We start from the raw sequence: 22,909 nt of genomic DNA, 5'->3' as shown, positions 1-22,909 counted from the left end.
AGGGACCGCAAAGACCAAAGCTGGGAGTTCCCCCCCCTTTGTGATCGCAAGTTTGGTCGGATTCATATTTGAACGTCAAGCGGGATGCCGCCGAAAATGGCCCGAGGGCTGTTTCTTTCCCTTTAGTCAGCCCTCAGACGGTCAATTTGGCCGGTTCTGCGAGATCAGAAAGAACCGCTGCGCCTGCAGGAACGCGGCTTGCTTGCGATCGGCGACCTCTTGCGCCTCTTCATCGGCACCCCAGAGTTCCTGCTGCCAGTCCTCGTCGATGCGCGAGAGGGCCCAGATCTCGGGGGCTGTGGCCTGTTCGAATGCAGCGGCGAATCCCAAAACCAGAGATCCGGTCAGTGACACAAGGTCGTGGAAAGCGGCCAGTTCAAAGGCATCCAAGTTGTGGACCTGTTGCCGTAGCGTTGTCACTGCTTGCGGTGTCTGGGGGGCGTGCATGATGCCTATGCGTGTTTCCAGGCGCGCACCCAGCCGCGCCTCGGCCCAGTCCAGCATCGGATCCCAGCCTGCGGCCTGACGGGCGGCCAGTTCGGCAGGGCTATCCGCGCGGTAGCATAGCAGATCGCTGTCGCCGTAATCGGCCAGCATATCGGCCACTTCGCCGTGCTGGATCCGGACCTTGTCGATGGCCGCATTCGCACCACGGGTATAGGGCATCGAGGCCGGGTCGATCTGTTCGATCTGCGCGTCCCATTCGGCCGCGATGGCCTGCGCCAACGCAGAGGTCGGCACCACAAGAGAGGCCTTGGCCGGTGTTTTGACGGTCCGCCCATCCAGTGTGACACCAAAACCGCCTTCGGCCTCGGCCACTTCGGCAGTTTTCCAGAACCGTTTCGGGGCCCATTCGCTCATGCCATCTGCTCCCATATCTGCTGCAAAAGACCGGGCAGCAGGCGGATGTCGTCCAGCAGGATATGCGCATCCTTCAGCCGGGCGCGATCATGGTATCCCCAGCCCACACCAATCGCGAGCATGCCCGCCGCCCGTGCCATTTCCATATCGTAACTCGTATCGCCCACCATTACCGCACGGTGCGCATCAATGCCGGTTTCCGACAGGGCGCTTCGCAGCATCGCGGGGTGCGGTTTCGACGGATGATTGTCCGCGACCTGCTGCGTCACGAACAGGTGGCGCAGGTCATGGCCGTCCAGCAGCTTGTCCAGCCCCTTGCGCGATTTGCCGGTGGCAACGCCCAGCAACAGTTCGGGCACGGCGTGCATCTCTTCCAGCACCTTGCGGACGTGGGGGTAGAGCGGTGACGACACTTCGACCCCGTTTTCGGCGCGCAGGTCCATATAGGCGGCCTTGTACCCCGCCACCAGATCGCGGCGCAGCGGCGTCGCAATACCGGGGACAAGGACCGACATCGCCTCGGGCAGGGACAGCCCGACGATGCCAAGGATGTCTTCGCGGGTCGGCGTGGGCAGCGCGACCGTGCCAAAGGCGGCAGTCATCGCGGCCAGAATATCGGCCTGGCTGTCGACCAGCGTACCGTCGACGTCGAACACCACAAGGCGCAGATCGGACCCCATCAGATCGCCTCGAAGGGGTCTTCTGACGCGAGGTCTTCGGTCCAGCCGAAGGTTTCCCAGCTGTGGGCCATGTGTTCAGGCAGCGGCGCGGTGACGGTGATGATCTTGTGCGTCACGGGATGTTCGAACCGCATCATGCGCGCGTGCAGGTGCAGTTTCTTTGAAATCATTCCGCCCAGCTGAGCGCCCCAGCCGTCGCCCTGATTTTCCTGACCTGATCCGCCGTATTTGCCATCGCCGATGATCGGATGACCGATTTCCGCCATATGCGCGCGCAGCTGGTGGGTGCGCCCTGTCAGCGGCTCCATCGCGACCCAGGCCGCGCGACCCGCAACCCGGTAAAGCGTTGCATAGATCGTATAGGCGCGCTTGGCCCCCGGCGTGCTGTTCATGTCGCGCGGATGCACGGCGATCATCTTTTCGCCCTCGCCGCCGGCGCCACGGCCCGCAGCCTTGACCAGACCATACTTGATCTCGCCCAGATAGGGCGTCGGCACCCCGGCGACGAGCGCCCAGTAAATCTTGCGCGTTTCCTTGTGCCGCATCGAGGCGGTCAGCGCCTGTGCCGCCGCGCGCGTGCGCGCCAGCAGCAGAACACCAGAGGTGTCCTTGTCCAGACGGTGTACCAGACGCGGCTTGTCCTCATAATCGTACTGCAAGGCCACGGACAGGCCGTCCACATGGCGGGTCTGTTTGCTGCCGCCCTGCGTCGGCAGGCCGGCCGGTTTGTTGATCGCGATGACGTGGTCGTCCTGATACAGAACAATGTCGCGCATCATGCGGGCATCGGCCGAAGTCACCTCGGTCTTGGGACCGGACTGGATCTGGCCGGGGTCGGGCAGCGGCGGGATGCGCACCTGCTGGCCGGCCTCAAGCCGCGTGTTGGCCTTGACCCGCCCGCCATCGACGCGCAATTCGCCCTTGCGGCACATCTTTTCGATGCGCGTCTGTGCGAGATGCGGAAAAATGCGCCGCAGCCAGCGGTCCAGCCGCTGATCGCCATCGTCTTGTGAAACCGTCAGTGTCTGTACCTGGCTCATGCCAATATCCCCCGCGCGACCAACAGGCCCGCCATCAGTGCCAGCAACGAAAGGATCACAGAGGCCAGCACATATCCCGCCGCAAGCCCAAGGGCCCCCCGTTCATATAGGGTGACCGCATCAAGCGAGAAGGCCGAGAATGTAGTAAAACCGCCCAGGAACCCCGTCATCAAAAGAGGCGCATAGCGGTTTCCGACGGTCTGCGCCAGCACCACGACCACGATGCCCATCAGAAACGACCCGACGACATTGACGGTAAGCGTCCCCCAGGGGAACCCCGGGCCGATCAGCCGGATCGTGGCCAGCCCCGTCAAATAGCGTGAAGAGGCCCCCAAAGCGCCGCCCAAAGCGACCTGTAACAGTGTAAATACCATGTAGCGGTGCATCGCGCCTGTGCTGTGAGATGTCAAGCGACGGCGCTTTGGGCGGCGCGGCGCTAGCGCTTGGCCCGTAGTTTGTTGAAATACTCAACGCGCTTCTTCAGATCCCGTTCGAACCCCCGCTCGACCGGTTCATAGAACACTGTCCGGCCCATGCTCTCGGGGAAATAATCCTGCCCGGAAAAGGCGTCCTCGGCGTCATGGTCGTAGGCATAGCCGTCGCCATAGCCGATGTCCTTCATCAGCGCCGTCGGGGCGTTCAGGATATGTTTGGGCGGGGACACCGATCCGGTCGCCTTGGCCGCGCGGCGAGCCGCCTTGTAGGCCGCATAGACCGCGTTGGATTTCGGCGCGAGCGCGAGGTAAACCACCGCCTGCGCCAGCGCCAATTCCCCTTCCGGTGAGCCAAGCCGCTGATATGTCTCCCACCCCTGCAGGCAGACGGCCTGCGCCTGTGGATCGGCCAGACCGATATCCTCAACTGCCATGCGGGTGATCCTGCGGGCAAGGAACCGGGGATCTTCGCCGCCCTCAAGCATCCGGGCAAACCAGTAGAGCGCCGCATCCGGGTCCGAGCCGCGCACGGATTTGTGCAAGGCTGAGATCAGATTGTAATGGCTTTCGCCCGACTTGTCGTGCTGCGCCGCGCGCCGCATCAGCCTTGTGGTCAGCTGATCGGTGCCCAGCTTGCCATCCACCTTCCAGGCCGCAACCTGTTCGATCAGATTGAGCAGCGCACGGCCGTCGCCATCCGCCATTTCCAGCAGCGCCTCACGCGCATGCCCGTCCAGTGGCAGCGCGCGGGACAGTTCCTTTTCGGCCCTCTGGGCGAGCAGCTCCAATTCGCCCAACGACAGGCGTTCCAGCACCAGAACCTGCGACCGGCTGAGCAGGGCGGCGTTCAACTCGAACGATGGGTTCTCGGTCGTGGCCCCGACCAGAAGGATGGTCCCGTCCTCCATATGCGGCAGAAACCCGTCCTGCTGCGCCTTGTTGAAACGGTGGATTTCATCCACGAACAAAAGCGTCCCCTGCCCGTTCTGCCGCCGATGCTTGGCCGCGTCGAACACTTTGCGCAGCTCGGGGACCCCGGTAAAGATCGCGCTGATCTGAACGAAATGCAGGTCTGTCTCATCCGCCAGCAGCCGTGCGATGGTGGTCTTGCCCACCCCCGGCGGGCCCCAGAACACCAGTGACCCCAATGAGTTCGAGGCCAGCATCACCCCCAGCGGCCCATCCGGCCCGATGACCTTTTGCTGACCGATCACCTCGGCCAGCGACCTTGGCCGCAACCGGTCGGCCAGCGGTCGCGGAGCAGTGTCGGGGATGAATTTATCCTGAAACAGATCTGCCATGGTTCAGACCCTGAAACGAAGGCGCGCGCGCTGACCGCCGCGCAGGATGTCCAGCGAAACCTTCGATCCGGCCCGGCGCAGGGCCCGGCCAACCTGATCCGCCGTTTCGATCACCTGGTCGTTGACACCCTTCACGATATCACCCGGCTTCAGCCCGACGCGTGTCCCGTAAGGGCCGGGATCGAGCACCACCACACCCTGCGCCGCCAGTGGCAGGCCGGTTTCAACGATGACTCCGGGGTTGATGTTGGACAATCGCACGCCAGGCAGTACGTCGCGCTTGCCCAGAACCTGTTCGTCGCGGGCCGGAGCCTCGGGCGCGGCGATCATGCGGACCTCCACCTCCTCGGCGACCTCCCCGCGCAGCCGTGTGACGCGCGCCGTCGCCCCCAGACCGCGGATGGACATGCGGTAGATCATTTCGGGGGGCGTGTTCACCGGCTGGCCATCCACGGCGGTGATCACATCCCCGACTTCGATCCCGGCGGTCCGGAACGGGCTGTCGGGGTGCAGTTCCGACACGACCACCCCACCCGGCAGCACGAGCCCAAGGCTTTCCGACAGATCCGCATCGACCGGCTGGCCGCCCATGCCCGCCCAGGGCCGCTCAAAGCTGTCCTTGCCGCCCCGCGCCTGATCCACGAACTGAGCGACAAGCGCCGAAGGGATGGCGAAACCAATGCCGTTGGACCCGCCCGAACTGCTGAGAATCGAGGTGTTTACCCCTACCAACCGCCCCTTCACATCAATCAGGGCGCCGCCGGAGTTGCCCGGGTTGATCGGCGCATCGGTCTGGATGAAATATCCCCGCGTGTTGCCCGTTGCCGTACCCGACCGGGCCAGCCCCGAAACGATGCCGCTGGTGACAGTCTGGCCGACCCCGAAGGGATTGCCGATCGCCAGAACCAGTTCGCCGACCTCGACCGTATCGCTGTCGCGCAGATCGAGATGGGGCATGTCTGCGGCGCCTTCGAGCTTGAGAATCGCGAGGTCGCTTTCCTCATCCCCCAACAGGACCGTTGCCACGAATTCGCGCCGGTCATTCAGCACCACGCGGATGTCCGTCGCCTGCCCAACCACATGATAATTCGACACAATAAATCCATCATCCGACAGGATGACCCCGGAGCCCAGAGAGTTCTGAACCCGTGGCCGCCCGAGCCCGAAATCCCGGAAGAAGTCCCCGAAAATCGGGTCATCCAGAAAAGGGGAGCGCGCCTGAACCACTCGGCTTGCATAGATATTGACCACCGCAGGCGCCGCCGCGCGCACCAAAGGTGCAAAGGTCAGCGAGATTTCCGCCTGCGATTCCGGGACCTTCTGGACTTGGGCCGACAGGCTTGTCGCCAGAACCATGAACGAAATCAAAAAGATACGGAACATGCGCGGTCTCCTTCTGCGCATCAGATATGCGCGCCGCACGGCGCGATTGCAAGGCTGGGATCGCAGGTTGTCGGCCTGCCAATTGCCCTTTCCGAGACGCTGAAAGCAACGCCGCAGCCCGCGCCGGGGCAATAAAAAAGGCCCCTGCCAGAAACTGGCAGAGGCCCCTAAATCTTTGATCCCTAACGAGATTTATGCGTCTTCGGACACTTCGTATGCGGCCAGACGTGCCTTGTCGGCAGCACCCTTGGCATCGACGTCACGCTCGACGAATTCGATGATCGCCATCGGCGCCATGTCACCATAACGGAAACCGGCCTTCAGAACGCGGACGTAACCACCCTGACGCTCGGCGTAGCGCGGGCCGAGGACTTCGAAGAGCTTGGCAACGTGCATGTCCTGCTTGAGCTGGGCATTGGCCTGACGACGGGCGTGAAGATCGCCGCGTTTTCCGAGGGTTACCAGCTTATCGATCACGCGCTTGAGTTCTTTTGCCTTGGGCAGCGTGGTCTTGATCTGTTCGTGCTCAATGAGCGAGCCGGCCATGTTTGCCCAGAGTGCCTTGCGGTGCTCGTGGGTACGGTTCAGGCGGCGGTAGCCTTTTTTGTGACGCATTTTCTATCTCCTTTAAGCTTTGTGAAGCTCTATGCTTTGTCCGGGGCGAGATGCGTGTCTCACCCGTCATTGGGGCGGATTGCCCGGGTCGGGGTCGTATGGAAACCGTATGGTTCGCGTATGGAAACCGTATGGCTCCGGTGTGGCAGATGCCCCGAAACGGGACATCCGCGCAATTTGTTAAGCCGATCTTAGAAGGTATCTTCCATCTTCTTGGCAAGGTCTTCGATATTGTCTGGCGGCCAGTCCTCGACATCCATGCCAAGGTGCAGACCCATGCCGGACAGAACCTCTTTGATCTCGTTCAGCGACTTGCGACCGAAGTTCGGCGTGCGCAGCATTTCTGCTTCGGTCTTCTGGATGAGATCGCCGATGTAGACGATATTGTCGTTCTTCAGGCAGTTCGCGGAACGGACGGAAAGTTCCAGCTCGTCCACCTTCTTGAGGAGGAGCGGGTTGAATTCCAGACCATCGTCGTCGTCCTGACGGTTGGCCGATTCCGGTTCGTCGAAGTTGACGAAGATCGACAGCTGGTCCTGAAGGATACGCGCAGCATAGGCCACGGCATCTTCGGGCGTCAGCGAGCCGTCGGTTTCGATCTTCATGGTCAGCTTGTCATAGTCCAGCACCTGGCCCTCGCGGGTGGGTTGAACATCATAAGCGACCTTTTTGACCGGCGAATAGATCGCATCGATCGGGATCATGCCGATGGGGGCATCTTCGGGCTTGTTCTTGTCAGCCGAAACGTAACCCTTGCCGGTGTTCACGGTCAGTTCCATGAACAGATCCGCACCATCGTCGAGGTGGCAGATCACGTGATCCTTGTTCAGGATCTCGATACCGTTGGATTCGGAAATGTCGCCAGCCTTGACGACACCGGGGCCCTTGGCATTGATCGACAGGCGCTTGGGCCCTTCGACTTCCATGCGCAGGGAAACACCCTTGAGGTTCAGAACGATGTCGGTCACGTCTTCGCGTACACCGGCAACGGACGAGAATTCGTGCAGTACGTTGTCGATCTGCACAGAGGTGATAGCGGCCCCCTGCAGCGACGACAGGAGCACACGCCGCAGCGCGTTGCCAAGGGTCAGACCAAAGCCGCGCTCAAGCGGTTCCGCGATGACGGTCGCGACGCGCGTCGGATCGTTGCCCGGCTTTACGTCAAGCTGCGTTGGCTTGATCAGTTCAGCCCAGTTCTTGTGGATCATACGTCCCTCCATTCCTGTTTTTGCCTCATGTCCTAAAGGCAAAAACGCCCGAGGTTAAAATGACGGATTGGGGCCGTGCACAAAGGCGCAGCCCCAACCAAAAATAATAGGAATCAGACCCGGCGGCGTTTCGGCGGGCGGCAGCCGTTGTGTGCCATCGGGGTCACATCACGGATCGAGGTGATGTTGAAGCCAACAGCAGCCAGCGCGCGAAGTGCTGATTCACGGCCCGAACCGGGGCCCTGAACTTCGACTTCGATCGTCTTCACGCCGTGTTCCTGTGCCTTTTTACCGGCATCTTCGGCAGCAAGCTGAGCAGCGTAAGGTGTCGATTTACGCGACCCCTTGAAGCCCATGGTGCCGGCCGAGGACCATGCAATGGCATTGCCCTGCACGTCCGAGATCAGGATCTTGGTGTTGTTGAAAGAAGAATTCACATGCGCCACACCAGCGGCGATGTTCTTGGAGACCTTCTTCTTGCCTGCGCGTTTTGTATCGCGTGCCATGTTGTCAGCCCTCCCTTATTTCTTCTTGCCGGCAATGGCCTTAGCGGGGCCTTTGCGGGTGCGAGCGTTGGTGTGAGTCCGCTGACCGCGAACGGGCAGGTTACGACGGTGACGCAGGCCACGATAGCAGCCGAGGTCCATCAGACGCTTGATGTTCATCTGGGTCTCGCGACGCAGGTCACCTTCGACGGTAAAGTTGGCGTCGATATGTTCGCGGATGGCGAGCACTTCGGCGTCAGACAGTTCGTTCACACGACGGGCGGCGTCGATGTTAACGGCTTCACAGATGGATTCGGCAGAAGCCTGGCCGATTCCGGTGATATAGGTGAGGGCGATCGGGACCCGTTTGTGGGTCGGGATGTTAACGCCGGCGATACGTGCCACGTGTATTTCCTTTTCGTTGCGGGTCCGTAGTTCCAGACCCTTTTTTCACAACATCAAACCCGGGCTATTCGCCGATGGATTTGCCGCTGATCAGGTGTTCTTGCAGGGTGTTGCGTATAACCCAACAATAGCGATTCTCTGGCAGAGATAGGGGTGGGTATGGGGAATCCGAACAGGCGTCAACCCCGTATCTTTCCGCCGCGCGACCGCGCCGCACAGCGGGTTGAACCCGGGCCGATAGATCCCTGCCCCCGGGCAACCCAGGCGCGGCGCCCTTGGGGCCGCAGCCCGTGGCGTCAACCGTCCAGCTTGTCCGCGATAGCGGCCTTGACGGCGGACATTTCACCCAGACCGTCGACGCGGCAGTGCGTGCCCTTGGCGTAGTAATAGCCAATCAGCGGCGAGGTCTGTTTGTAATATTCCATCAGACGTTTCTTGAGGCTCTGCTCATTGTCGTCTGCGCGGCGCTTGAATTCGGTACCGCCGCAGTTCGAGCATTTGCCATCGGCCGGGATCGGCTTGGTGATGTCGTTATAGACCTCACCGCAGGTGCCGCAGGTGGACCGCGCCGTGATGCGGCTGACCAGCGCGTCGTCGTTGACGCGCAGTTCGATCACCCGGTCAAGCGTCTGGCCCATGTCCGCCAGCAATTCGGCCAGCGCATCCGCCTGCTTGAGCGTGCGCGGGAAGCCGTCGAAAATCAGCCCCCCAGCGATGTCGCCCTGCAGCTTTTCGCGGATCAGGCCGATCACGATTTCATCCGTCACAAGATCGCCGCGCGCCATGACATCTGCCACGATCCGGCCCATCTCTGTGCCGCTGTCACGTGCTTCGCGCAACATGTCGCCGGTGGAAAGCTGGATCATGTTCCGCTCTTCCACGAGCATGCGTGCCTGAGTGCCTTTGCCGGCGCCCGGCGGTCCTAGAAGTATGATGTTCATCGACGCGACGGTCCCTTGCTCTTGCGTGCCTTACTCTTGCCGCGCAGCTGCGACTTTTGAATGAGACCTTCGTATTGATGGGCCAGCAGATGGCTTTGAACCTGCTGGATGGTGTCCATTGTGACGCTGACCACGATCAGCACCGATGTACCGCCAAAGTAGAAGGGGATCGCGAACTGGTTGCGCAGAATTTCCGGCAACAGGCAGACGGCGGCAAGATAGGCAGCACCCAGAACAAGCACGCGGTTGACCACGTATTCCAGATAGTCGGCGGTCTTTTTGCCGGGGCGAATACCGGGAACAAAGCCGTTCTGGTTCTTGAGGTTATCCGCAACTTCGTCGGGTTTGAACGACACGTTGAAGGTGTAGAAGTAGGCAAAGAACACGATCATCGCGGCAAAGAACAGCAGGTACAGCGGCTGGCCCGGGCCGAAGTAGGCCAGGATCGTGGACATGATCGGGCCGGTCTGGCCTGCCTGGCTGAAGGTGGCGATGGTGGTCGGCAGCAGCAGCAGCGAGCTGGCAAAGATCGCCGGGATGACGCCCGCCGGGTTCACCTTGATCGGGAGGTGCGAATTCTGCGCTTCGGACATCTTCATGCCCACCTGACGGCGGGGATACTGGATGGTGATCTTGCGCAGGGCGCGCTCCATGAAGACCACGAACATGATGACCGCGATGACCATGACGATCACACCGATGATCACGGCGGGGCTGATGGCGCCCGAACGACCCGATGCAAAGAACTGCGCCAGTGCGGCGGGAACCTCGGCGATGATGCCGACAAAGATGATCAGCGAGATACCGTTGCCGATGCCGCGTGCGGTGATCTGTTCACCCAGCCACATCAGGAACATCGTGCCACCGACCAGCGTGATCACGCAGGAGGCGCGGAAGAACATGCCGGGATCGGTGACGAGGCTGCCGGATTCAAGACCGACGGACAGGCCATAGGCCTGGAAGGTGGCCAGAAACACCGTGCCGTAGCGGGTGTACTGGTTGATCTTCTTGCGCCCCTGTTCGCCCTCTTTTTTGAGTTGCTCAAGAAACGGCACCATGGAGGTCAGAAGCTGAATGATGATCGAGGCCGAAATATACGGCATGATTCCCAGCGCAAAGATCCCCATCCGACCCAGCGCGCCGCCGGTGAACATGGTGAGAATGCCGCCGATACCCTGCTGTGCCTGCTGCATGAAGTCACGCAGCGCGCCACCGTCGATGCCGGGAACGGGGATGTAGGTGCCAAGGCGATAGACGACGAGCAAACCGAGGGTAAAGAAGATACGGTTGCGCAGATCCGTCGCCTTGCCCAGAGCAGCCCAGCTCGTGTTCGCGGCCATTTGTTCTACTGCGGATGCCATGAGGAATCTCTCTTGTCAGACAAACGCCGCCCGGAGCGGTTTAACGGCTCGGGCGGCGTCGGGAAAACCTGTTCGCTATGTAGGCGGCGTCAGCGCCGCCCACAACCGGTTATTCGGCGGCAGTCCGAGGGGCCAGAGCAGTGATCGTGACCGACCCGCCCGACTTTTCGACCGCTTCAACCGCGGATTTGGAAGCACCGGTGACGGCGAGGTCCAGCTTGGTGTCGAAAACACCCTTGGCCAGAACCCGGATACCGTCCAGCTTGCGACGCACCAGACCCGACGCGATCAGCACGTCTTCGGTGATCTGAGCCGAGCCGTCGATCTTGCCGGCTTCGATGAATTTCTGGATCAGGCCCAGGTTGACGACAGCATAGGCCTTGCGGTTCGGCTTGTTGAAGCCGCGCTTGGGCAGACGCTGGTAGAGCGGCATCTGGCCGCCTTCGTAGCCCTTGATCGCCACACCCGAACGGGACTTCTGACCCTTGATACCACGGCCACCGGTCTTACCCATGCCCGAACCAGCACCACGGCCGATACGCTTGCGACGCTTGGTTGCGCCGGGATTGTCGTGGAGTTCATGAAGTTTCATTGTCGCTTCTCCTTTGCCGGAAGTGCCCTCCAGCGACGGAGTGGGCAAACGCGGCGTTTTCAAAATATGAGTCGGGTCCCGTGAGGGACCACCGGGGGCGTATAGACGCAGACCCGCGCCGGTTCAAGCCTCTCCTGCCCCCTGCCCCTTCTCTTTCGAAATAGACCGAGGGGCGCGGGGCTGGCCGTTGGTTCAGGAACGGTGGCGGCACCCTGTGGGGCCGGAGGAAAACCGTGAAAACGTCCCCCGGGGGGTCCGGAGGACGCTTGGATTTCGGCAGAAAGAGATCAGGCCGAGGCAGGCCAGACGAAATCGGGGCGCAGGGCCTCATAGACCGGGCGGCCGTCGGACGGCTTGGCGTAGCCTTTGGTGTCGTCGTAGAAGGCGTGATAGCTTGCCGCCGGGAAGGCCGCGTCATCATAGCCCATGACGTTCGGGACCGCGACGCGGATCCGCTTTTCCTTGTCATCCAGCATCAGTGCCGCACCGCATTCGGCGCAGGTGCACAGTTCCAGCGGGCCATTGGGGTTTTCGGCGTTGAAGGGCTGACGCTTCATCTTTTCGGGGTGATCCACCGACACATCGCCATAGTTGAAAAAGGCAACGTGGGTGTGCTGCTGGCCTGTGACGCCCTTGCAGACGTTGCAATGGCATTCGTGGTTGTCGATCGGCTCGGCACTGGCCTTGATGTGGACGTGGTCGCAACCACCGGCATAGGGACTGGACATGATTTCTCCTCCTGTTGTGCGCGCCTTGCGGTACCGCGCGCCCGGGAAGGGGACAGCAAACCTGGACAAAAAGCGATACGGACTTTCGGATCGTCAGAGCCGGGCGGTGCGGCGGCACTGCGGCCTTGATCCCGGTCGGCTGCGGAATTTCTGCAAGCGATTTTCTTTTGCGGTCGCCAACGCAAAACGCCCCCCGGGTAGCCGGAGGGCGTTTCTAATTCATTGCAGCCTTCCCAAGGGAAGGTGGCGGGCGATTACTCGCCGCGCTCTTCGATGATCTTGACCATGTGCGGGATCTTGTTGACCATGCCGCGCACGGCGGGAGTGTCTTCAAGTTCGCGGGTCTTGTGCATCTTGTTCAGGCCCAGACCGATAAGGGTCTGGCGCTGCTTCGCGGGGCGGCGGATCGGCGAACCGATCTGCTGTACGACGATTGTTTTTGCCATGTTCTCAGCTCCTTACGCTTCTGCAGGCTCTGCAGCCGCTTCGGCAGCGGGGGCTTCGTCCTTGTGGCCAAGAATGTCACCGACCTTCTTGCCACGACGCTGTGCGACCATACGGGGCGAAGTTTCCTTGCCCAGACCGTCGAGCGTTGCACGGATCATGTTGTAGGGGTTCTGCGAACCGATCGACTTGGCGACCACGTCCTGAACACCCAGCATTTCGAACACGGCACGCATCGGACCACCGGCGATGATACCGGTACCCTGCGGTGCTGTGCGCATGACCACTTTACCGGCGCCATGACGGCCCTCGATGTCGTGGTGCAGCGTGCGGCCTTCGCGCAGCGGAACGCGCATCATCTTGCGCTTTGCCTGCTCGGTTGCCTTGCGGATCGCCTCGGGGACCTCTTTGGCCTTGCCCTTGCCGAAGCCGACGCGGCCCTTCTGGTCGCCCACAACCACGAGAGCGGCGAAGCCAAAGCGCTTACCACCCTTTACGGTCTTGGACACCCGGTTGATCGCGACCAGACGATCGGCGAATTCTGGGTTGGAGTCTTCGCGGCGATTGCCACCACCCCGACGGTTATCACGTTCTGCCATATTCAGGCATCCTTGTACTGTGGCGCCAGAAGCACCTCATTATCTCGATCCCTGGTGGGCCCCTGCCCTGCGGCACAGACCCCCGGATCATCGAGGGGGCCCTGAACAGGCCCCCTACGCCGTAGTTTAGATCTTCAGACCTGCTTCACGTGCGGCGTCGGCCAGAGCCTTCACCTTGCCGTGGAACAGGAAACCGCCGCGGTCGAAATATGCTTCTTCCACACCGGCCTTTTTGGCGCGTTCGGCAATCGCGGTGCCCACCTTTGCGGCGGCCTCCACGTTGTTCTTGCCGATGATGCCCAGATCCTTCTCGAGGGAAGAAGCCGAAGCAAGCGTCACGCCATTCACATCGTCGATCAGCTGAGCGCTGATGTTCTTGTTGGAGCGGTGAACCGAGAGGCGCAAGCGCCCTGCATTCACTGCCCGCAGTTTGTTCCGGACGCGCAGACGGCGCTTGAGGAACAGATCTCTTTTACTGTTTGCCATAGCTGCGTCCTTACTTCTTCTTGCCTTCCTTCTGGAATACATATTCGCCTTTGTACCGGATACCTTTGCCCTTGTAGGGCTCGGGGCGGCGCCAGTCGCGAATATTAGCGGCCACCTGGCCAACCAGCTGAAGATCGTGACCTTCCACGATAATCTCGGTCGGCTTCGGCGAGGTGACCGTCACTCCATCAGGGATTTCGAAATTGACATCATGGCTGAGGCCGAGGTTCAGTTTCAGGACCTTGCCCTGAAGCTGTGCCCGGTAACCCACGCCGCGGATCTCAAGCTCTTTCTTGAAGACGTCGGACACGCCGTGGACCATGTTCGCAATAACTGTGCGAGTCATGCCCCACTGCTGGCGCGCGCGCTTGGACTTGCCACGGGGGGTGACAGAAATTTCGTCCTCCCCGATGGTCAGAGTCACGTCGTCGGTTGCTGTGAAGCTCTGGGTTCCCTTGGAGCCCTTAACTTCGATGGTCTGACCGGAGAGCGTTGCAGACACGCCCGAAGGCATACCGACCGGTTTTTTCCCAATACGAGACATTACCAGTTCTCCTTAGAACACCGTGCAAAGCACTTCGCCGCCAACATTGGCCGCGCGTGCATGTGCATCCGACATCACGCCACGCGACGTGCTGACAATCGACACACCCAGACCCTGACGGACCGTGGGGATGTCTTCGACGCCCAGATAAACGCGGCGACCGGGCGTGGAAACACGCTTGATCTCGCGGATGACGGGGGCGCCGTCAAAGTACTTCAGGCTGATTTCGATGGCCGGGTGGCCGTCGGCACCAGTCATCTTTTCGTAGCCGCGGATGTAACCTTCGTCCGCAAGTACGTCCAGAACCCAGGCGCGCAGCTTGGATGCAGGCGTCATCACTGTGGATTTGCCGCGCATCTGAGAGTTGCGGATCCGGGTGAGCATATCGCCGATAGGATCGTTCATATCGTGCCCTCCTTACCAGCTAGACTTGACCATGCCGGGCAACTGGCCTTTGGAGCCAAGGTCGCGCAACATGATACGGCTGATTTTCAGCTTGCGGTAATAGGCGTGCGGACGCCCCGTCAGCTGGCAGCGGTTGTGAAGACGAGTTGCCGAGCTGTTGCGCGGCAGTTCCGCCAGTTTGAGACGCGCCTTGAAGCGCTCCTCGAACGGGATGGATTCGTCGGTGGCAAGCGCTTTGAGCTCAGCGCGCTTGGTAGCATACTTGGCCACCAGACGCTGGCGCTTCTTCTCGCGCTCGATCATGGATTTCTTTGCCATGTTCTAGTGTCCCCTCAGCTGTTGAACGGCATGTTGAAAGCTTTCAACAGCGCTTTGGCTTCTGCGTCGGTCTTGGCAGTCGTGCAGATCACGATGTCCATGCCCCAGTTTTCGTCAACTTTATCAAAGTTGATTTCCGGGAAGACAATGTGTTCCTTGAGACCGGTGGCATAGTTGCCGCGGCCGTCAAACGACTTGCCCGACACGCCGCGGAAGTCGCGGATGCGGGGCATTGCCACGGTGATCAGGCGGTCGAGGAATTCGTACATACGATCCCCGCGCAAGGTCACCTTGGTTCCGAGCGGCATTTCTTCACGCACGCGGAAGCCAGCAATGGATTTCTTGGCCTTGGTCACAACAGCCTTCTGGCCTGCGATTGTGGTCAGGTCATCCTGGGCGGATTTGGCTTTCTTGCTGTCACGAACAGCTTCAGCGCCACAGCCGATGTTCAGAACGATCTTGTCCAGACGCGGCACCATCATCATGTTGGAATAGCCGAACTCTTCTTTCAGAGCGGCCTTGACGGTGTCGTTGAACAGAGCCTTGAGGCGCGGGGTATAGTTTGCTGTATCAAGCATCGATCACGTCCCCCGTGGTCTTGGCAAAACGAACCTTCTTGTCGCCTTCGATCTTGAAGCCAACGCGGGTTGCTTTGCCGTTTGCGTCTACCAGAGACAGGTTGCTCAGCTGGATCGGCATCGCCTTGGGAACGCGGCCACCCTGCGAAGTCTGGCTTTGCTTGGTGTGACGAATCGCCATGTTCACGCCTTCGACGACAGCTTTGCCCGACTTGGGGTCAACGGTCGTGATGGTGCCTGTGGTGCCTTTGTCCTTGCCGGCAAGAACGACGACCTTGTCACCTTTGCGGAGTTTAGCAGCCATTACAGCACCTCCGGCGCGAGCGAGATGATCTTCATGAAGTTCTTGGCACGCAGTTCGCGAACAACCGGTCCGAAGATACGGGTACCGACCGGCTCACCTGCGTTGTTCAGGATCACGGCAGCATTACGGTCGAAACGGATTGCTGTGCCGTCTTCACGACGGACTTCTTTGGCGGTGCGCACGACGACGGCCTTACGGACGTCACCTTTCTTAACGCGACCACGCGGGATGGCTTCCTTGACCGAGACGACGATAACGTCGCCTACGGATGCGTACTTACGCTTGGAACCACCCAGAACCTTGATGCACTGCACCCGGCGAGCGCCGGAGTTGTCAGCTACATCCAGATTGGTCTGCATCTGGATCATGTGGTTTCTCCTGACCTTTGGGGGGCTTGGTTAGCCTTCTCCCCATGGTTTCGAACTAACTAGTTGGCCGCTGTCTCTTCGACGACGACTTCCCAGCGCTTTGTCTTCGACTTGGGCGCGCATTCGATGATGCGGACCATGTCGCCAACCTGAAACTTCTCAGCTTCATCGTGAGCCCGGTACTTCTTGGACTTACGGATTGTCTTCTGCAGAACCGGGTGCTTGAAGCGGCGTTCAACCGAAACCGTTACGGTCTGGGCGTTTGCAGTGCTTGTCACGGTGCCGGAAAGAATACGTTTGGGCATCTGTCAGGCTCCCTTATTCTGCAGCCGCGTTAGCGGCCTTTTGGTTCAGCACGGTCTTGATCCGCGCAACGTCACGACGCACAATTTTCATGCGCGATGTGTTTTCCATCTGGCCGGTGGCCTGCTGAAAACGCAGGTTGAAGGCCTCTTTTTTCAGTGAAACAAGTTCGTCCCGGAGCTGGTCCGGGGTCTTGTCATGCAGTTCCTTGGCGTTCATGTCGCCCTTCCTTTCAACATCACCGGTAGGCCCCAGGCCGATTTGCTTGGGTCACCCTGATTCCGGTGGAGTCCATGATGAGGGGGTCGCATACAGGGGGAAGTCGTGTGTGGCAAGGGTCTTTGGCGAATATGCACAGAGTCCGGGATGTTTTATGCGCCAAGCGTGGCGTCCAATACGCCGGGAGCCGGGCGCGCGCCTGGCCGTGGGGTGGCGCCGACAAACGCCGGAGCGGGGCGCTTTATGGTTCTGTGTCCTTCGTCGCTCATGACTTTGCGCTGACGTCACACAAGCGCCGGCCCGCCGGGACGGGCAGGCGCGCGCCCGGCGGCGCAAGCGCCTTGATTCCGGGCTGCGTTTCTTGGGTCAGCCCCAGCCGTAGTTGAAGCTGACCGAGATGCGTTCTTCTTCGGCCAGGTTCATCGGCACCTCGTGGCGCAGCCAGCTCTCCCACAGGAGCACCTCGCCTGCCTCGGGGGCGACGTAGATGAACTGGCGCAGCTCCTGGGGCGCTTTCTTCTTGCGGGTGGGCGCGGCCATCATCATGGCAAGGCGCGGGTCCTCGAACTTGATGGCGCTGGCACCCTGGGGCATGGTCACATAGGTCGTGCCGCTGATCACCGAATGCGGGTGGATGTGCGATGTGTGCACGCCACCCTGCGGCAGGATGTTGATCCAGAGGCTGTCGAGCTTGAGCTTCTTGTCGCCAAGGTCAAAGGCCAGATCCTTGGCAAAGACTGCGACGTGTTTGTCGAGCACCTTGACCAGATCCTTGAAGATCGGAAAGCGCCAGCCAAGGTCGGTCAGAGAGGCATAGGAGGTGTAACCGACATAGTCGTTTTCCTCGCACCACTCCTGCCCGGCCTCGTCATCCTGGGCAATGGAATAGCAGGACGCCTCCATCTCGGCCAGATCCACGGGCTTGCCGTACTCGGACAGATGGGAGCGGTAGAGGCGGGTCACGAAGAGGGAATCAATCTGTGTCATGCGAGCGGTTTAGCCCAGAGCCCCGCACAAGGCGAGAGGGACAGAGCCGGTTTGCGCTGGATCAACCGGCTTTGGCCGTAAGCGGGGATATTCATCGGGCAATGAATTGCTTCAATACCCTTGGAGGTTCGACATGATCGAGAAAATGGCCATATCGCATGAGGACATGCTGGCGTTCCGCGTCGCGGGTGCTGTTACCGAAGAAGATTATACCGGAACGCTGATCCCGGCGCTGGAAGAGGCGATTGCCGAACACGACCGGCTGCGCCTGCTGGTCCGGATCGAAAGCGACTTCAGCAACTTCACTCTTGGCGCATTGTTCGAGGACGCAAAGGTCGGGCTGAAACACTGGCGCGGCTTTGACCGTGTCGCGATCGTGGCCGACAAGGGCTGGATGACACGGGCCGTAAAGGCGTTCAGCGTCTTTTTCCCCTGCCCCGTCATGATCTTTGCCCTGTCCGAAGAGGAAGAGGCCCGCCGCTGGCTGTCGGAATCCCTGGGTGCCATCCATCAGACCGATCTGGGCGGCGGCGCACTGCACGTGCAGCTTTTGGGCAAGCTGGATGCGGCCGTCTATGCGGAAGAGGAACAGGACCTGAACGCCTTTGTCCGCGCCAATGAGCGGTTCCGGCTGCTGCTGGACCTGCGGGAATTCGACGGCTGGCAGGGCATGGGCGCGCTTGGCGAACACCTGTCGCTGGTACGTGATCACCGCGCGCTGGTGGACCGGTTCGCGCTGGTCGGATCGGGCAAATTCGCGAAGATGGGCGAGCGGTTCGGGTCAAAGTTCATCAATGCGGAATTCAAGCATTTCGAGGATGACGAGATCGAAGACGCAAAAGAGTGGATCACCCGGGCGTAAGCCCACGCCACCAAGATCAGTCAGAACGTAAAAGCCCCCGCCAGTTTCCCGGCGGGGGCTTTATTTTGTCACCCTGTGCGGTCCGCAGGTTTCCGGAGAAACCCGCTACACCGCACCGCGCGAAGATTTACCAGTCTTCGCGAACGACGACGCGGGTCTTGATCGGCAGTTTCATCGCGGCAAGGCGCAGGGCCTCACGTGCGATGTCTTCGCCAACACCGTCGAGTTCGAACATCACGCGACCCGGCTTGACCTTGCAGGCCCAGAAATCGACGGAACCTTTACCCTTACCCATCCGGACTTCGGTGGGCTTGGAGGTGACCGGCGTATCCGGGAAGATCCGGATCCAGACACGGCCCTGACGCTTCATGTGACGTGTCATCGCGCGGCGAGCCGCTTCGATCTGACGCGCTGTCACACGCTCGGGCTGAAGTGCCTTGAGACCGAAGGTCCCGAAGTTCAGGTCGCTGCCGCCTTTAGCAAGACCGGAGATCCGGCCCTTAAACTGTTTGCGGAATTTGGTACGCTTTGGCTGAAGCATCTCTTATCTCCGATCATCGCGACGACCGCCGCCAGCACCACGGGGTGCAGGGCCGTCCTGGAGTTCCTGTGCCTTACGGTCACGTGCCTGGGGGTCGTGCTCCATGATCTCGCCTTTGAAGATCCAGACCTTGATCCCGATGATGCCGTAGGCTGTCTGTGCCTCGACATGAGCGTGATCGATGTCCGCGCGGAGCGTGTGCAGCGGCACACGACCTTCACGATACCATTCGGTCCGGGCGATCTCGGCACCGCCAAGGCGGCCCGCGACGTTCACACGGATACCAAGGGCACCCATACGCATGGCGTTCTGCACGGCGCGCTTCATGGCGCGACGGAAGGACACCCGGCGTTCGAGCTGCTGCGAGATGCTCTCGCCCACAAGACGTGCGTCCAGTTCCGGCTTGCGGACCTCGACGATGTTGAGGTGCAGTTCGGACTTGGTCATCGCGGCCAGCTTCTTGCGCAGACCTTCGATGTCCGCGCCTTTCTTGCCGATGATGACGCCCGGACGGGCAGTGTGCACCGTCACGCGGCACTTCTTGTGCGGACGCTCGATGATGACGCGGGACACGCCGGCCTGCATGCATTCCTTGTGGATGAACGCGCGGATCGCGAGATCTTCCAGCAGGAGATTGCCGTAGTCCTTGGTGTCTGCGTACCAGCGGGAATCCCAGGTGCGGTTGATCTGGAGCCGCATCCCGATCGGATTGGTTTTATTACCCATTAGGCTTGCTCCTCGATCTGACGCACCAAGATGGTGAGTTCCGAGAACGGTTTCACGATCTTGCCGAAACGACCACGTGCACGCGGGCGACCGCGCTTGAGCGTCAGGTTCTTGCCGACATAGGCCTCGGCCACGATCAGCTCGTCCACGTCAAGATTGTGGTTGTTCTCGGCGTTGGCGATGGCCGACTGAAGACATTTCTTCACATCGTCCGAGATCCGCTTTTTCGAGAAGGTCAGGTCCGTGAGGGCCTTTTCAACCTTCTTGCCACGGATCATCGCGGCTACCAGGTTCAGTTTCTGCGGGCTGGTCCGAAGCATGCGCAGTTTTGCCATTGCTTCGTTGTCTGCCACGCGGCGGGGATTCTTATCCTTGCTCATGGCTTACTTCCGCTTCGCTTTTTTGTCAGCCGCATGGCCAAGATAGGTCCGGGTCGGCGAATATTCACCGAACTTCTGACCAATCATGTCCTCGGAGACGTTTACCGGGATATGTTTCCGACCGTTGTAGACGCCAAACGTCAGACCCACAAACTGGGGCAGGATCGTCGAGCGACGCGACCAGATCTTGATAACTTCGTTGCGACCGCTTTCGCGGGACGCTTCGGCCTTCTTGAGCACGTATGCGTCAACGAAGGGGCCTTTCCATACAGAGCGAGCCATAGGTTAGCGCCCTTTCTTCTTGGCGTGACGCGAGCGGATGATCAGCTTTTGCGACGCCTTGTTGGTATTGCGTGTCTTGGCACCCTTGGTCGGCTTGCCCCACGGAGTAACCGGGTGACGACCACCAGAGGTCCGACCTTCACCACCACCATGCGGGTGGTCGATCGGGTTCATGACGACACCACGGACGCTCGGACGCTTGCCATAGTGGCGCATACGACCGGCCTTGCCGAAGTTCTGGTTGGAGTTGTCGGGGTTGGACACGGCACCAACGGTGGCCATGCATTCCTGACGTACCAGACGCAGTTCACCCGACGACAGGCGGATCTGTGCGTAACCACCATCACGACCGACGAACTGGGCATAGGTGCCAGCGGCGCGTGCGATCTGACCGCCCTTGCCGGGCTTCAGTTCGATGTTGTGGATGATCGTACCGATCGGCATGCCCGAGAACGGCATTGCGTTGCCCGGCTTGATGTCGGCCTTTTTCGAGGCAACGATACGGTCGCCAATGGCCAGACGCTGGGGTGCCAGGATATAGGCCTGCTCGCCATCGTCATACTGAACCAGAGCGATGAACGCTGTCCGGTTGGGGTCATATTCGATGCGGGCCACGGTGGCCGATACGTCGAATTTGTTACGTTTGAAATCTACGATCCGGTAAAGGCGTTTCGCCCCACCACCGCGGCGCCGCGATGTGATCCGTCCGGTATTGTTCCGGCCGCCCGATTTCGTCAAACCCTCGGTGAGAGCTTTGACGGGGCGTCCTTTCCACAGTTCCGAACGGTCGATCAGCACCAGCCCGCGCTGGCCCGGCGTCGTCGGCTTATACGACTTGAGTGCCATGCTTTCTGTCTTCCGTTAGCAGATGGCAGGGACATGTCCCCGCCTATGTTAAAGCCCCCCGCCCGCTGGTCTGTTCAACCGGCTACTAGGGTGGCCTGGGTATAGGCCCCCGAAGGTGCCCGATTTTCGCAGTCCCGATGCGCAGGCAAACCCGCGCGGGACAAAAGGCAAACCCCGGACGAATCCGGGGCTGTGCCGATGGGGTCGTTTATGGGAGGATGGGCAGAGGGTCAAGTGGGCGTGGCGGGAAAGCCGGATGTAGTTGATAAAGCGGATAGGGCAAAGCATTCCCGGTTTCCGATAGCCATGGATTCCGAACGGGATTTCGGCAATGTAGCCTCATGGTAAGTTTGATTGGCAAAAGAAAGAACCAAGTGGTCCAGTTTCTGAAAAAGCATGCGGTCCTTGGCCTGCTCTTTCTGGGCGCGCTGACCATTGCGCTGTTCTTTCTGGTCAGGCTGACTGTCTCAACGCACAAATGGTCGGACACACGATTGACCGACCCGTCGATAGCGGGCTGGATGACCCCGCGCTACGTCTCCAGATCCTGGCAAGTGCCGCCCGAGGTCGTGGCCCAAGCCCTGGGTCTGGAAATGGACGGATCGGGCCGCCGCGTGACGCTTGCCGAGCTGGCGGCACAACAGGGGCGTGACCTCGACACACTGATAGCTGAGGTGGAGGCCGTGATCGAAGCCGCGCGATTTCACCCCCCATGACTGAGGTTCTTTTCGGCTTTTTGGCCAGCTACGGCCTGCCGATCATCGCGTTGGCTGCGTACTTCTCATGTCTGGCCGTGCCGATCCCGACCTTCGCGGTGATGCTTGCGGGCGGCGCCTTCGCGGCATCGTCCGACCTTGTGTTGTGGCAGGTGTTTTGCACGGCATACGTCGCGGCCATCCTGGGCGATCAGACCGGTTTCCATATCGGCCGCTGGGCCGGGCCGCCGGTCATTGCTGCCATCGAAAGAAATCCCAAACGCGCCGTCCATATTGCCCGCGCGCAATCGGCTGTCGCACAATGGGGCGGCATCGGCGTCTTCTTCTCGACCTGGCTTTTCGCCGCACTCGGTCCCTGGGTGAACCTGATGGCCGGGGCCGCGCGGATGTCCTGGCTGCGTTTCACCGCCTGGGACGCCGCCGGAGAGGCGGTCTGGGTGACGGTCTATGTCTCTCTCGGCTATCTGTTTGGCAGCAGACTTGGGGAACTCACCGATCTGGTCTCCGATTGGTCCGGTTTCATTACATTTTCGGCCATCTCTGCGGGACTTGGCGTCTTCCTCCTGCGAAAAGTATTCAACCGCATGAAGAGCGCCTAGAAACTAGGTCTATTCGCGGGGCTGTACCTGCGAGGGTATGCCTGTTTTGATGATCGCGTTGGCTATTGCGACCAGCCTTCGTGCGATTGCGATGATGACGAGTTTGTGTGGTTTTCCGCGCTCTTTGAGACGCTTGGCAACCGGCTTGAGAACTGGATTGTGGCAGGCGGCAGCGAGTGCAGCGTGGAAAAAAACATCTCGCAGAATCCGTCATCTGCCTGCAATCATTCTGCGACCTCGCATCACCCCGCTGTCATGTGGAACTGGTGCCAGGCCGGTCATGGCAGCGGCAGCGCGGACAAGAGGACGGACAATCACCCAGTGACTAAAGCCTTTCACCCGAAACAAAACTAAAGGCGGCTCACTTA

Annotated in this window: 34 protein-coding genes; 3 read left to right on the top strand and 31 right to left on the bottom strand. The window is 60.5% G+C overall.

What is annotated here, in order from left to right:
* Nucleotides 1–141: 141 nt before the first annotated feature.
* The 26 genes from CHB75_RS11325 to CHB75_RS11200 form a co-directional block, all read right to left on the bottom strand.
* On the bottom strand, nucleotides 142–861 hold the full coding sequence (locus tag CHB75_RS11325; protein ID WP_089270661.1) for an ATP12 family chaperone protein: 720 nt from the start codon (nucleotides 859–861) through the stop codon (nucleotides 142–144).
* Nucleotides 858–1,541 (bottom strand): HAD-IA family hydrolase, encoded by a 684-nt coding sequence (locus CHB75_RS11320; RefSeq protein WP_089270660.1) that lies wholly within the window; start codon nucleotides 1,539–1,541, stop codon nucleotides 858–860. The genes CHB75_RS11325 and CHB75_RS11320 overlap by 4 nt, the downstream gene beginning before the upstream one ends.
* Entirely contained in the window at nucleotides 1,541–2,581 is a 1,041-nt protein-coding gene (locus tag CHB75_RS11315; protein WP_089270659.1) for an RluA family pseudouridine synthase, read from the bottom strand. Before CHB75_RS11315 ends, CHB75_RS11320 begins: the two co-directional genes overlap by 1 nt.
* Nucleotides 2,578–2,955, bottom strand: a complete 378-nt coding sequence (gene crcB, locus CHB75_RS11310) for a fluoride efflux transporter CrcB (RefSeq protein WP_089270741.1) — start codon at nucleotides 2,953–2,955, stop codon at nucleotides 2,578–2,580. The genes CHB75_RS11315 and crcB overlap by 4 nt, the downstream gene beginning before the upstream one ends.
* Before the next feature lie 62 nt (nucleotides 2,956–3,017).
* Nucleotides 3,018–4,316, bottom strand: a complete 1,299-nt coding sequence (locus tag CHB75_RS11305) for a replication-associated recombination protein A (protein ID WP_089270658.1) — start codon at nucleotides 4,314–4,316, stop codon at nucleotides 3,018–3,020.
* Between the two features lie 3 nt (nucleotides 4,317–4,319).
* A complete protein-coding gene (locus CHB75_RS11300) occupies nucleotides 4,320–5,699 on the bottom strand; it encodes a trypsin-like peptidase domain-containing protein (protein ID WP_089270657.1) in 1,380 nt (459 codons plus the stop codon).
* 192 nt (nucleotides 5,700–5,891) lie between these two features.
* Complete coding sequence (gene rplQ, locus CHB75_RS11295) at nucleotides 5,892–6,314, bottom strand: 50S ribosomal protein L17 (protein WP_089270656.1); 423 nt, start codon at nucleotides 6,312–6,314, stop codon at nucleotides 5,892–5,894.
* Nucleotides 6,315–6,505: 191 nt separating this feature from the next.
* Nucleotides 6,506–7,522, bottom strand: a complete 1,017-nt coding sequence (locus tag CHB75_RS11290) for a DNA-directed RNA polymerase subunit alpha (protein WP_089270655.1) — start codon at nucleotides 7,520–7,522, stop codon at nucleotides 6,506–6,508.
* Between the two features lie 113 nt (nucleotides 7,523–7,635).
* Complete coding sequence (gene rpsK / locus CHB75_RS11285; protein WP_089270654.1) at nucleotides 7,636–8,028, bottom strand: 30S ribosomal protein S11; 393 nt, start codon at nucleotides 8,026–8,028, stop codon at nucleotides 7,636–7,638.
* A 15-nt stretch (nucleotides 8,029–8,043) separates the two neighbouring features.
* Nucleotides 8,044–8,412 carry a 30S ribosomal protein S13 gene (gene rpsM, locus CHB75_RS11280; RefSeq protein WP_089270653.1) on the bottom strand — a complete coding sequence of 123 codons (369 nt, stop codon included), beginning with the start codon at nucleotides 8,410–8,412 and terminating at the stop codon, nucleotides 8,044–8,046.
* 296 nt (nucleotides 8,413–8,708) lie between these two features.
* Complete coding sequence (locus CHB75_RS11275) at nucleotides 8,709–9,353, bottom strand: adenylate kinase (protein ID WP_089270652.1); 645 nt, start codon at nucleotides 9,351–9,353, stop codon at nucleotides 8,709–8,711.
* Entirely contained in the window at nucleotides 9,350–10,714 is a 1,365-nt protein-coding gene (gene secY / locus CHB75_RS11270) for a preprotein translocase subunit SecY (RefSeq protein WP_089270651.1), read from the bottom strand. Before secY ends, CHB75_RS11275 begins: the two co-directional genes overlap by 4 nt.
* Before the next feature lie 109 nt (nucleotides 10,715–10,823).
* The gene (rplO, locus tag CHB75_RS11265) at nucleotides 10,824–11,306 is read right to left on the bottom strand and encodes a 50S ribosomal protein L15 (RefSeq protein WP_089270650.1); all 483 of its coding nucleotides are present in this window, start codon (nucleotides 11,304–11,306) and stop codon (nucleotides 10,824–10,826) included.
* 287 nt (nucleotides 11,307–11,593) lie between these two features.
* A complete protein-coding gene (locus CHB75_RS11260) occupies nucleotides 11,594–12,034 on the bottom strand; it encodes a GFA family protein (RefSeq protein ID WP_089270649.1) in 441 nt (146 codons plus the stop codon).
* Between the two features lie 254 nt (nucleotides 12,035–12,288).
* Nucleotides 12,289–12,480 carry a 50S ribosomal protein L30 gene (gene rpmD, locus CHB75_RS11255; RefSeq protein WP_089270648.1) on the bottom strand — a complete coding sequence of 64 codons (192 nt, stop codon included), beginning with the start codon at nucleotides 12,478–12,480 and terminating at the stop codon, nucleotides 12,289–12,291.
* A 12-nt stretch (nucleotides 12,481–12,492) separates the two neighbouring features.
* Nucleotides 12,493–13,077: a 30S ribosomal protein S5 gene (gene rpsE / locus CHB75_RS11250; RefSeq protein ID WP_089270647.1), complete on the bottom strand. Its 585-nt coding sequence runs from the start codon at nucleotides 13,075–13,077 to the stop codon at nucleotides 12,493–12,495.
* Between the two features lie 126 nt (nucleotides 13,078–13,203).
* Entirely contained in the window at nucleotides 13,204–13,563 is a 360-nt protein-coding gene (gene rplR / locus CHB75_RS11245; RefSeq protein WP_089270646.1) for a 50S ribosomal protein L18, read from the bottom strand.
* 10 nt (nucleotides 13,564–13,573) lie between these two features.
* Nucleotides 13,574–14,107, bottom strand: a complete 534-nt coding sequence (rplF, locus tag CHB75_RS11240; protein WP_089270645.1) for a 50S ribosomal protein L6 — start codon at nucleotides 14,105–14,107, stop codon at nucleotides 13,574–13,576.
* A gap of 12 nt (nucleotides 14,108–14,119) precedes the next feature.
* Entirely contained in the window at nucleotides 14,120–14,512 is a 393-nt protein-coding gene (gene rpsH, locus CHB75_RS11235; RefSeq protein ID WP_089270644.1) for a 30S ribosomal protein S8, read from the bottom strand.
* 12 nt (nucleotides 14,513–14,524) lie between these two features.
* The gene (gene rpsN / locus CHB75_RS11230; protein ID WP_089270643.1) at nucleotides 14,525–14,830 is read right to left on the bottom strand and encodes a 30S ribosomal protein S14; all 306 of its coding nucleotides are present in this window, start codon (nucleotides 14,828–14,830) and stop codon (nucleotides 14,525–14,527) included.
* 14 nt (nucleotides 14,831–14,844) lie between these two features.
* Entirely contained in the window at nucleotides 14,845–15,408 is a 564-nt protein-coding gene (gene rplE, locus CHB75_RS11225; protein ID WP_089270642.1) for a 50S ribosomal protein L5, read from the bottom strand.
* Nucleotides 15,401–15,712, bottom strand: coding sequence for a 50S ribosomal protein L24 (rplX, locus tag CHB75_RS11220; RefSeq protein ID WP_089270641.1), 312 nt, complete (start codon nucleotides 15,710–15,712; stop codon nucleotides 15,401–15,403). The genes rplE and rplX overlap by 8 nt, the downstream gene beginning before the upstream one ends.
* The gene (rplN, locus tag CHB75_RS11215; protein WP_035248467.1) at nucleotides 15,712–16,080 is read right to left on the bottom strand and encodes a 50S ribosomal protein L14; all 369 of its coding nucleotides are present in this window, start codon (nucleotides 16,078–16,080) and stop codon (nucleotides 15,712–15,714) included. The genes rplX and rplN overlap by 1 nt, the downstream gene beginning before the upstream one ends.
* Before the next feature lie 59 nt (nucleotides 16,081–16,139).
* Nucleotides 16,140–16,385 carry a 30S ribosomal protein S17 gene (gene rpsQ, locus CHB75_RS11210; RefSeq protein WP_089270640.1) on the bottom strand — a complete coding sequence of 82 codons (246 nt, stop codon included), beginning with the start codon at nucleotides 16,383–16,385 and terminating at the stop codon, nucleotides 16,140–16,142.
* Nucleotides 16,386–16,398: 13 nt separating this feature from the next.
* Nucleotides 16,399–16,602 (bottom strand): 50S ribosomal protein L29, encoded by a 204-nt coding sequence (rpmC, locus tag CHB75_RS11205; protein ID WP_089270639.1) that lies wholly within the window; start codon nucleotides 16,600–16,602, stop codon nucleotides 16,399–16,401.
* A 366-nt stretch (nucleotides 16,603–16,968) separates the two neighbouring features.
* The gene (locus CHB75_RS11200) at nucleotides 16,969–17,589 is read right to left on the bottom strand and encodes a TIGR02466 family protein (protein ID WP_089270638.1); all 621 of its coding nucleotides are present in this window, start codon (nucleotides 17,587–17,589) and stop codon (nucleotides 16,969–16,971) included.
* A 133-nt stretch (nucleotides 17,590–17,722) separates the two neighbouring features.
* On the opposite strand from CHB75_RS11200, the gene CHB75_RS11195 reads away from it, so the two are divergent.
* Complete coding sequence (locus tag CHB75_RS11195) at nucleotides 17,723–18,451, top strand: SpoIIAA family protein (RefSeq protein ID WP_089270637.1); 729 nt, start codon at nucleotides 17,723–17,725, stop codon at nucleotides 18,449–18,451.
* A 127-nt stretch (nucleotides 18,452–18,578) separates the two neighbouring features.
* Here CHB75_RS11195 and rplP read toward each other — a convergent pair whose 3' ends face one another.
* The 5 genes from rplP to rplB are packed head-to-tail and all read right to left on the bottom strand — an operon-like array spanning nucleotide 18,579 to nucleotide 21,226.
* The gene (gene rplP, locus CHB75_RS11190) at nucleotides 18,579–18,992 is read right to left on the bottom strand and encodes a 50S ribosomal protein L16 (RefSeq protein WP_089270636.1); all 414 of its coding nucleotides are present in this window, start codon (nucleotides 18,990–18,992) and stop codon (nucleotides 18,579–18,581) included.
* Nucleotides 18,993–18,995: 3 nt separating this feature from the next.
* Nucleotides 18,996–19,718 carry a 30S ribosomal protein S3 gene (gene rpsC, locus CHB75_RS11185; RefSeq protein WP_089270635.1) on the bottom strand — a complete coding sequence of 241 codons (723 nt, stop codon included), beginning with the start codon at nucleotides 19,716–19,718 and terminating at the stop codon, nucleotides 18,996–18,998.
* Nucleotides 19,718–20,098 carry a 50S ribosomal protein L22 gene (rplV, locus tag CHB75_RS11180; protein ID WP_089270634.1) on the bottom strand — a complete coding sequence of 127 codons (381 nt, stop codon included), beginning with the start codon at nucleotides 20,096–20,098 and terminating at the stop codon, nucleotides 19,718–19,720. Before rplV ends, rpsC begins: the two co-directional genes overlap by 1 nt.
* 3 nt (nucleotides 20,099–20,101) lie before the next feature.
* Complete coding sequence (gene rpsS, locus CHB75_RS11175; RefSeq protein WP_089270633.1) at nucleotides 20,102–20,380, bottom strand: 30S ribosomal protein S19; 279 nt, start codon at nucleotides 20,378–20,380, stop codon at nucleotides 20,102–20,104.
* A gap of 3 nt (nucleotides 20,381–20,383) precedes the next feature.
* On the bottom strand, nucleotides 20,384–21,226 hold the full coding sequence (gene rplB, locus CHB75_RS11170) for a 50S ribosomal protein L2 (RefSeq protein ID WP_089270632.1): 843 nt from the start codon (nucleotides 21,224–21,226) through the stop codon (nucleotides 20,384–20,386).
* A gap of 374 nt (nucleotides 21,227–21,600) precedes the next feature.
* Between rplB and CHB75_RS11165 the strand changes: the two genes are divergently transcribed.
* Both CHB75_RS11165 and CHB75_RS11160 read left to right on the top strand, forming a co-directional pair.
* Entirely contained in the window at nucleotides 21,601–21,942 is a 342-nt protein-coding gene (locus CHB75_RS11165; RefSeq protein ID WP_089270631.1) for a hypothetical protein, read from the top strand.
* Nucleotides 21,939–22,541, top strand: a complete 603-nt coding sequence (locus CHB75_RS11160) for a DedA family protein (protein ID WP_089270630.1) — start codon at nucleotides 21,939–21,941, stop codon at nucleotides 22,539–22,541. The genes CHB75_RS11165 and CHB75_RS11160 overlap by 4 nt, the downstream gene beginning before the upstream one ends.
* Nucleotides 22,542–22,909: the final 368 nt, after the last annotated feature.

The sequence above is a fragment of the Puniceibacterium sediminis genome, assembly GCF_900188035.1.
Taxonomy (GTDB): Bacteria; Pseudomonadota; Alphaproteobacteria; order Rhodobacterales; family Rhodobacteraceae; genus Puniceibacterium; species Puniceibacterium sediminis.
Note: the sequence above shows the minus strand (reverse complement) of the source record. Positions and strands in the feature narration are given on the sequence as shown.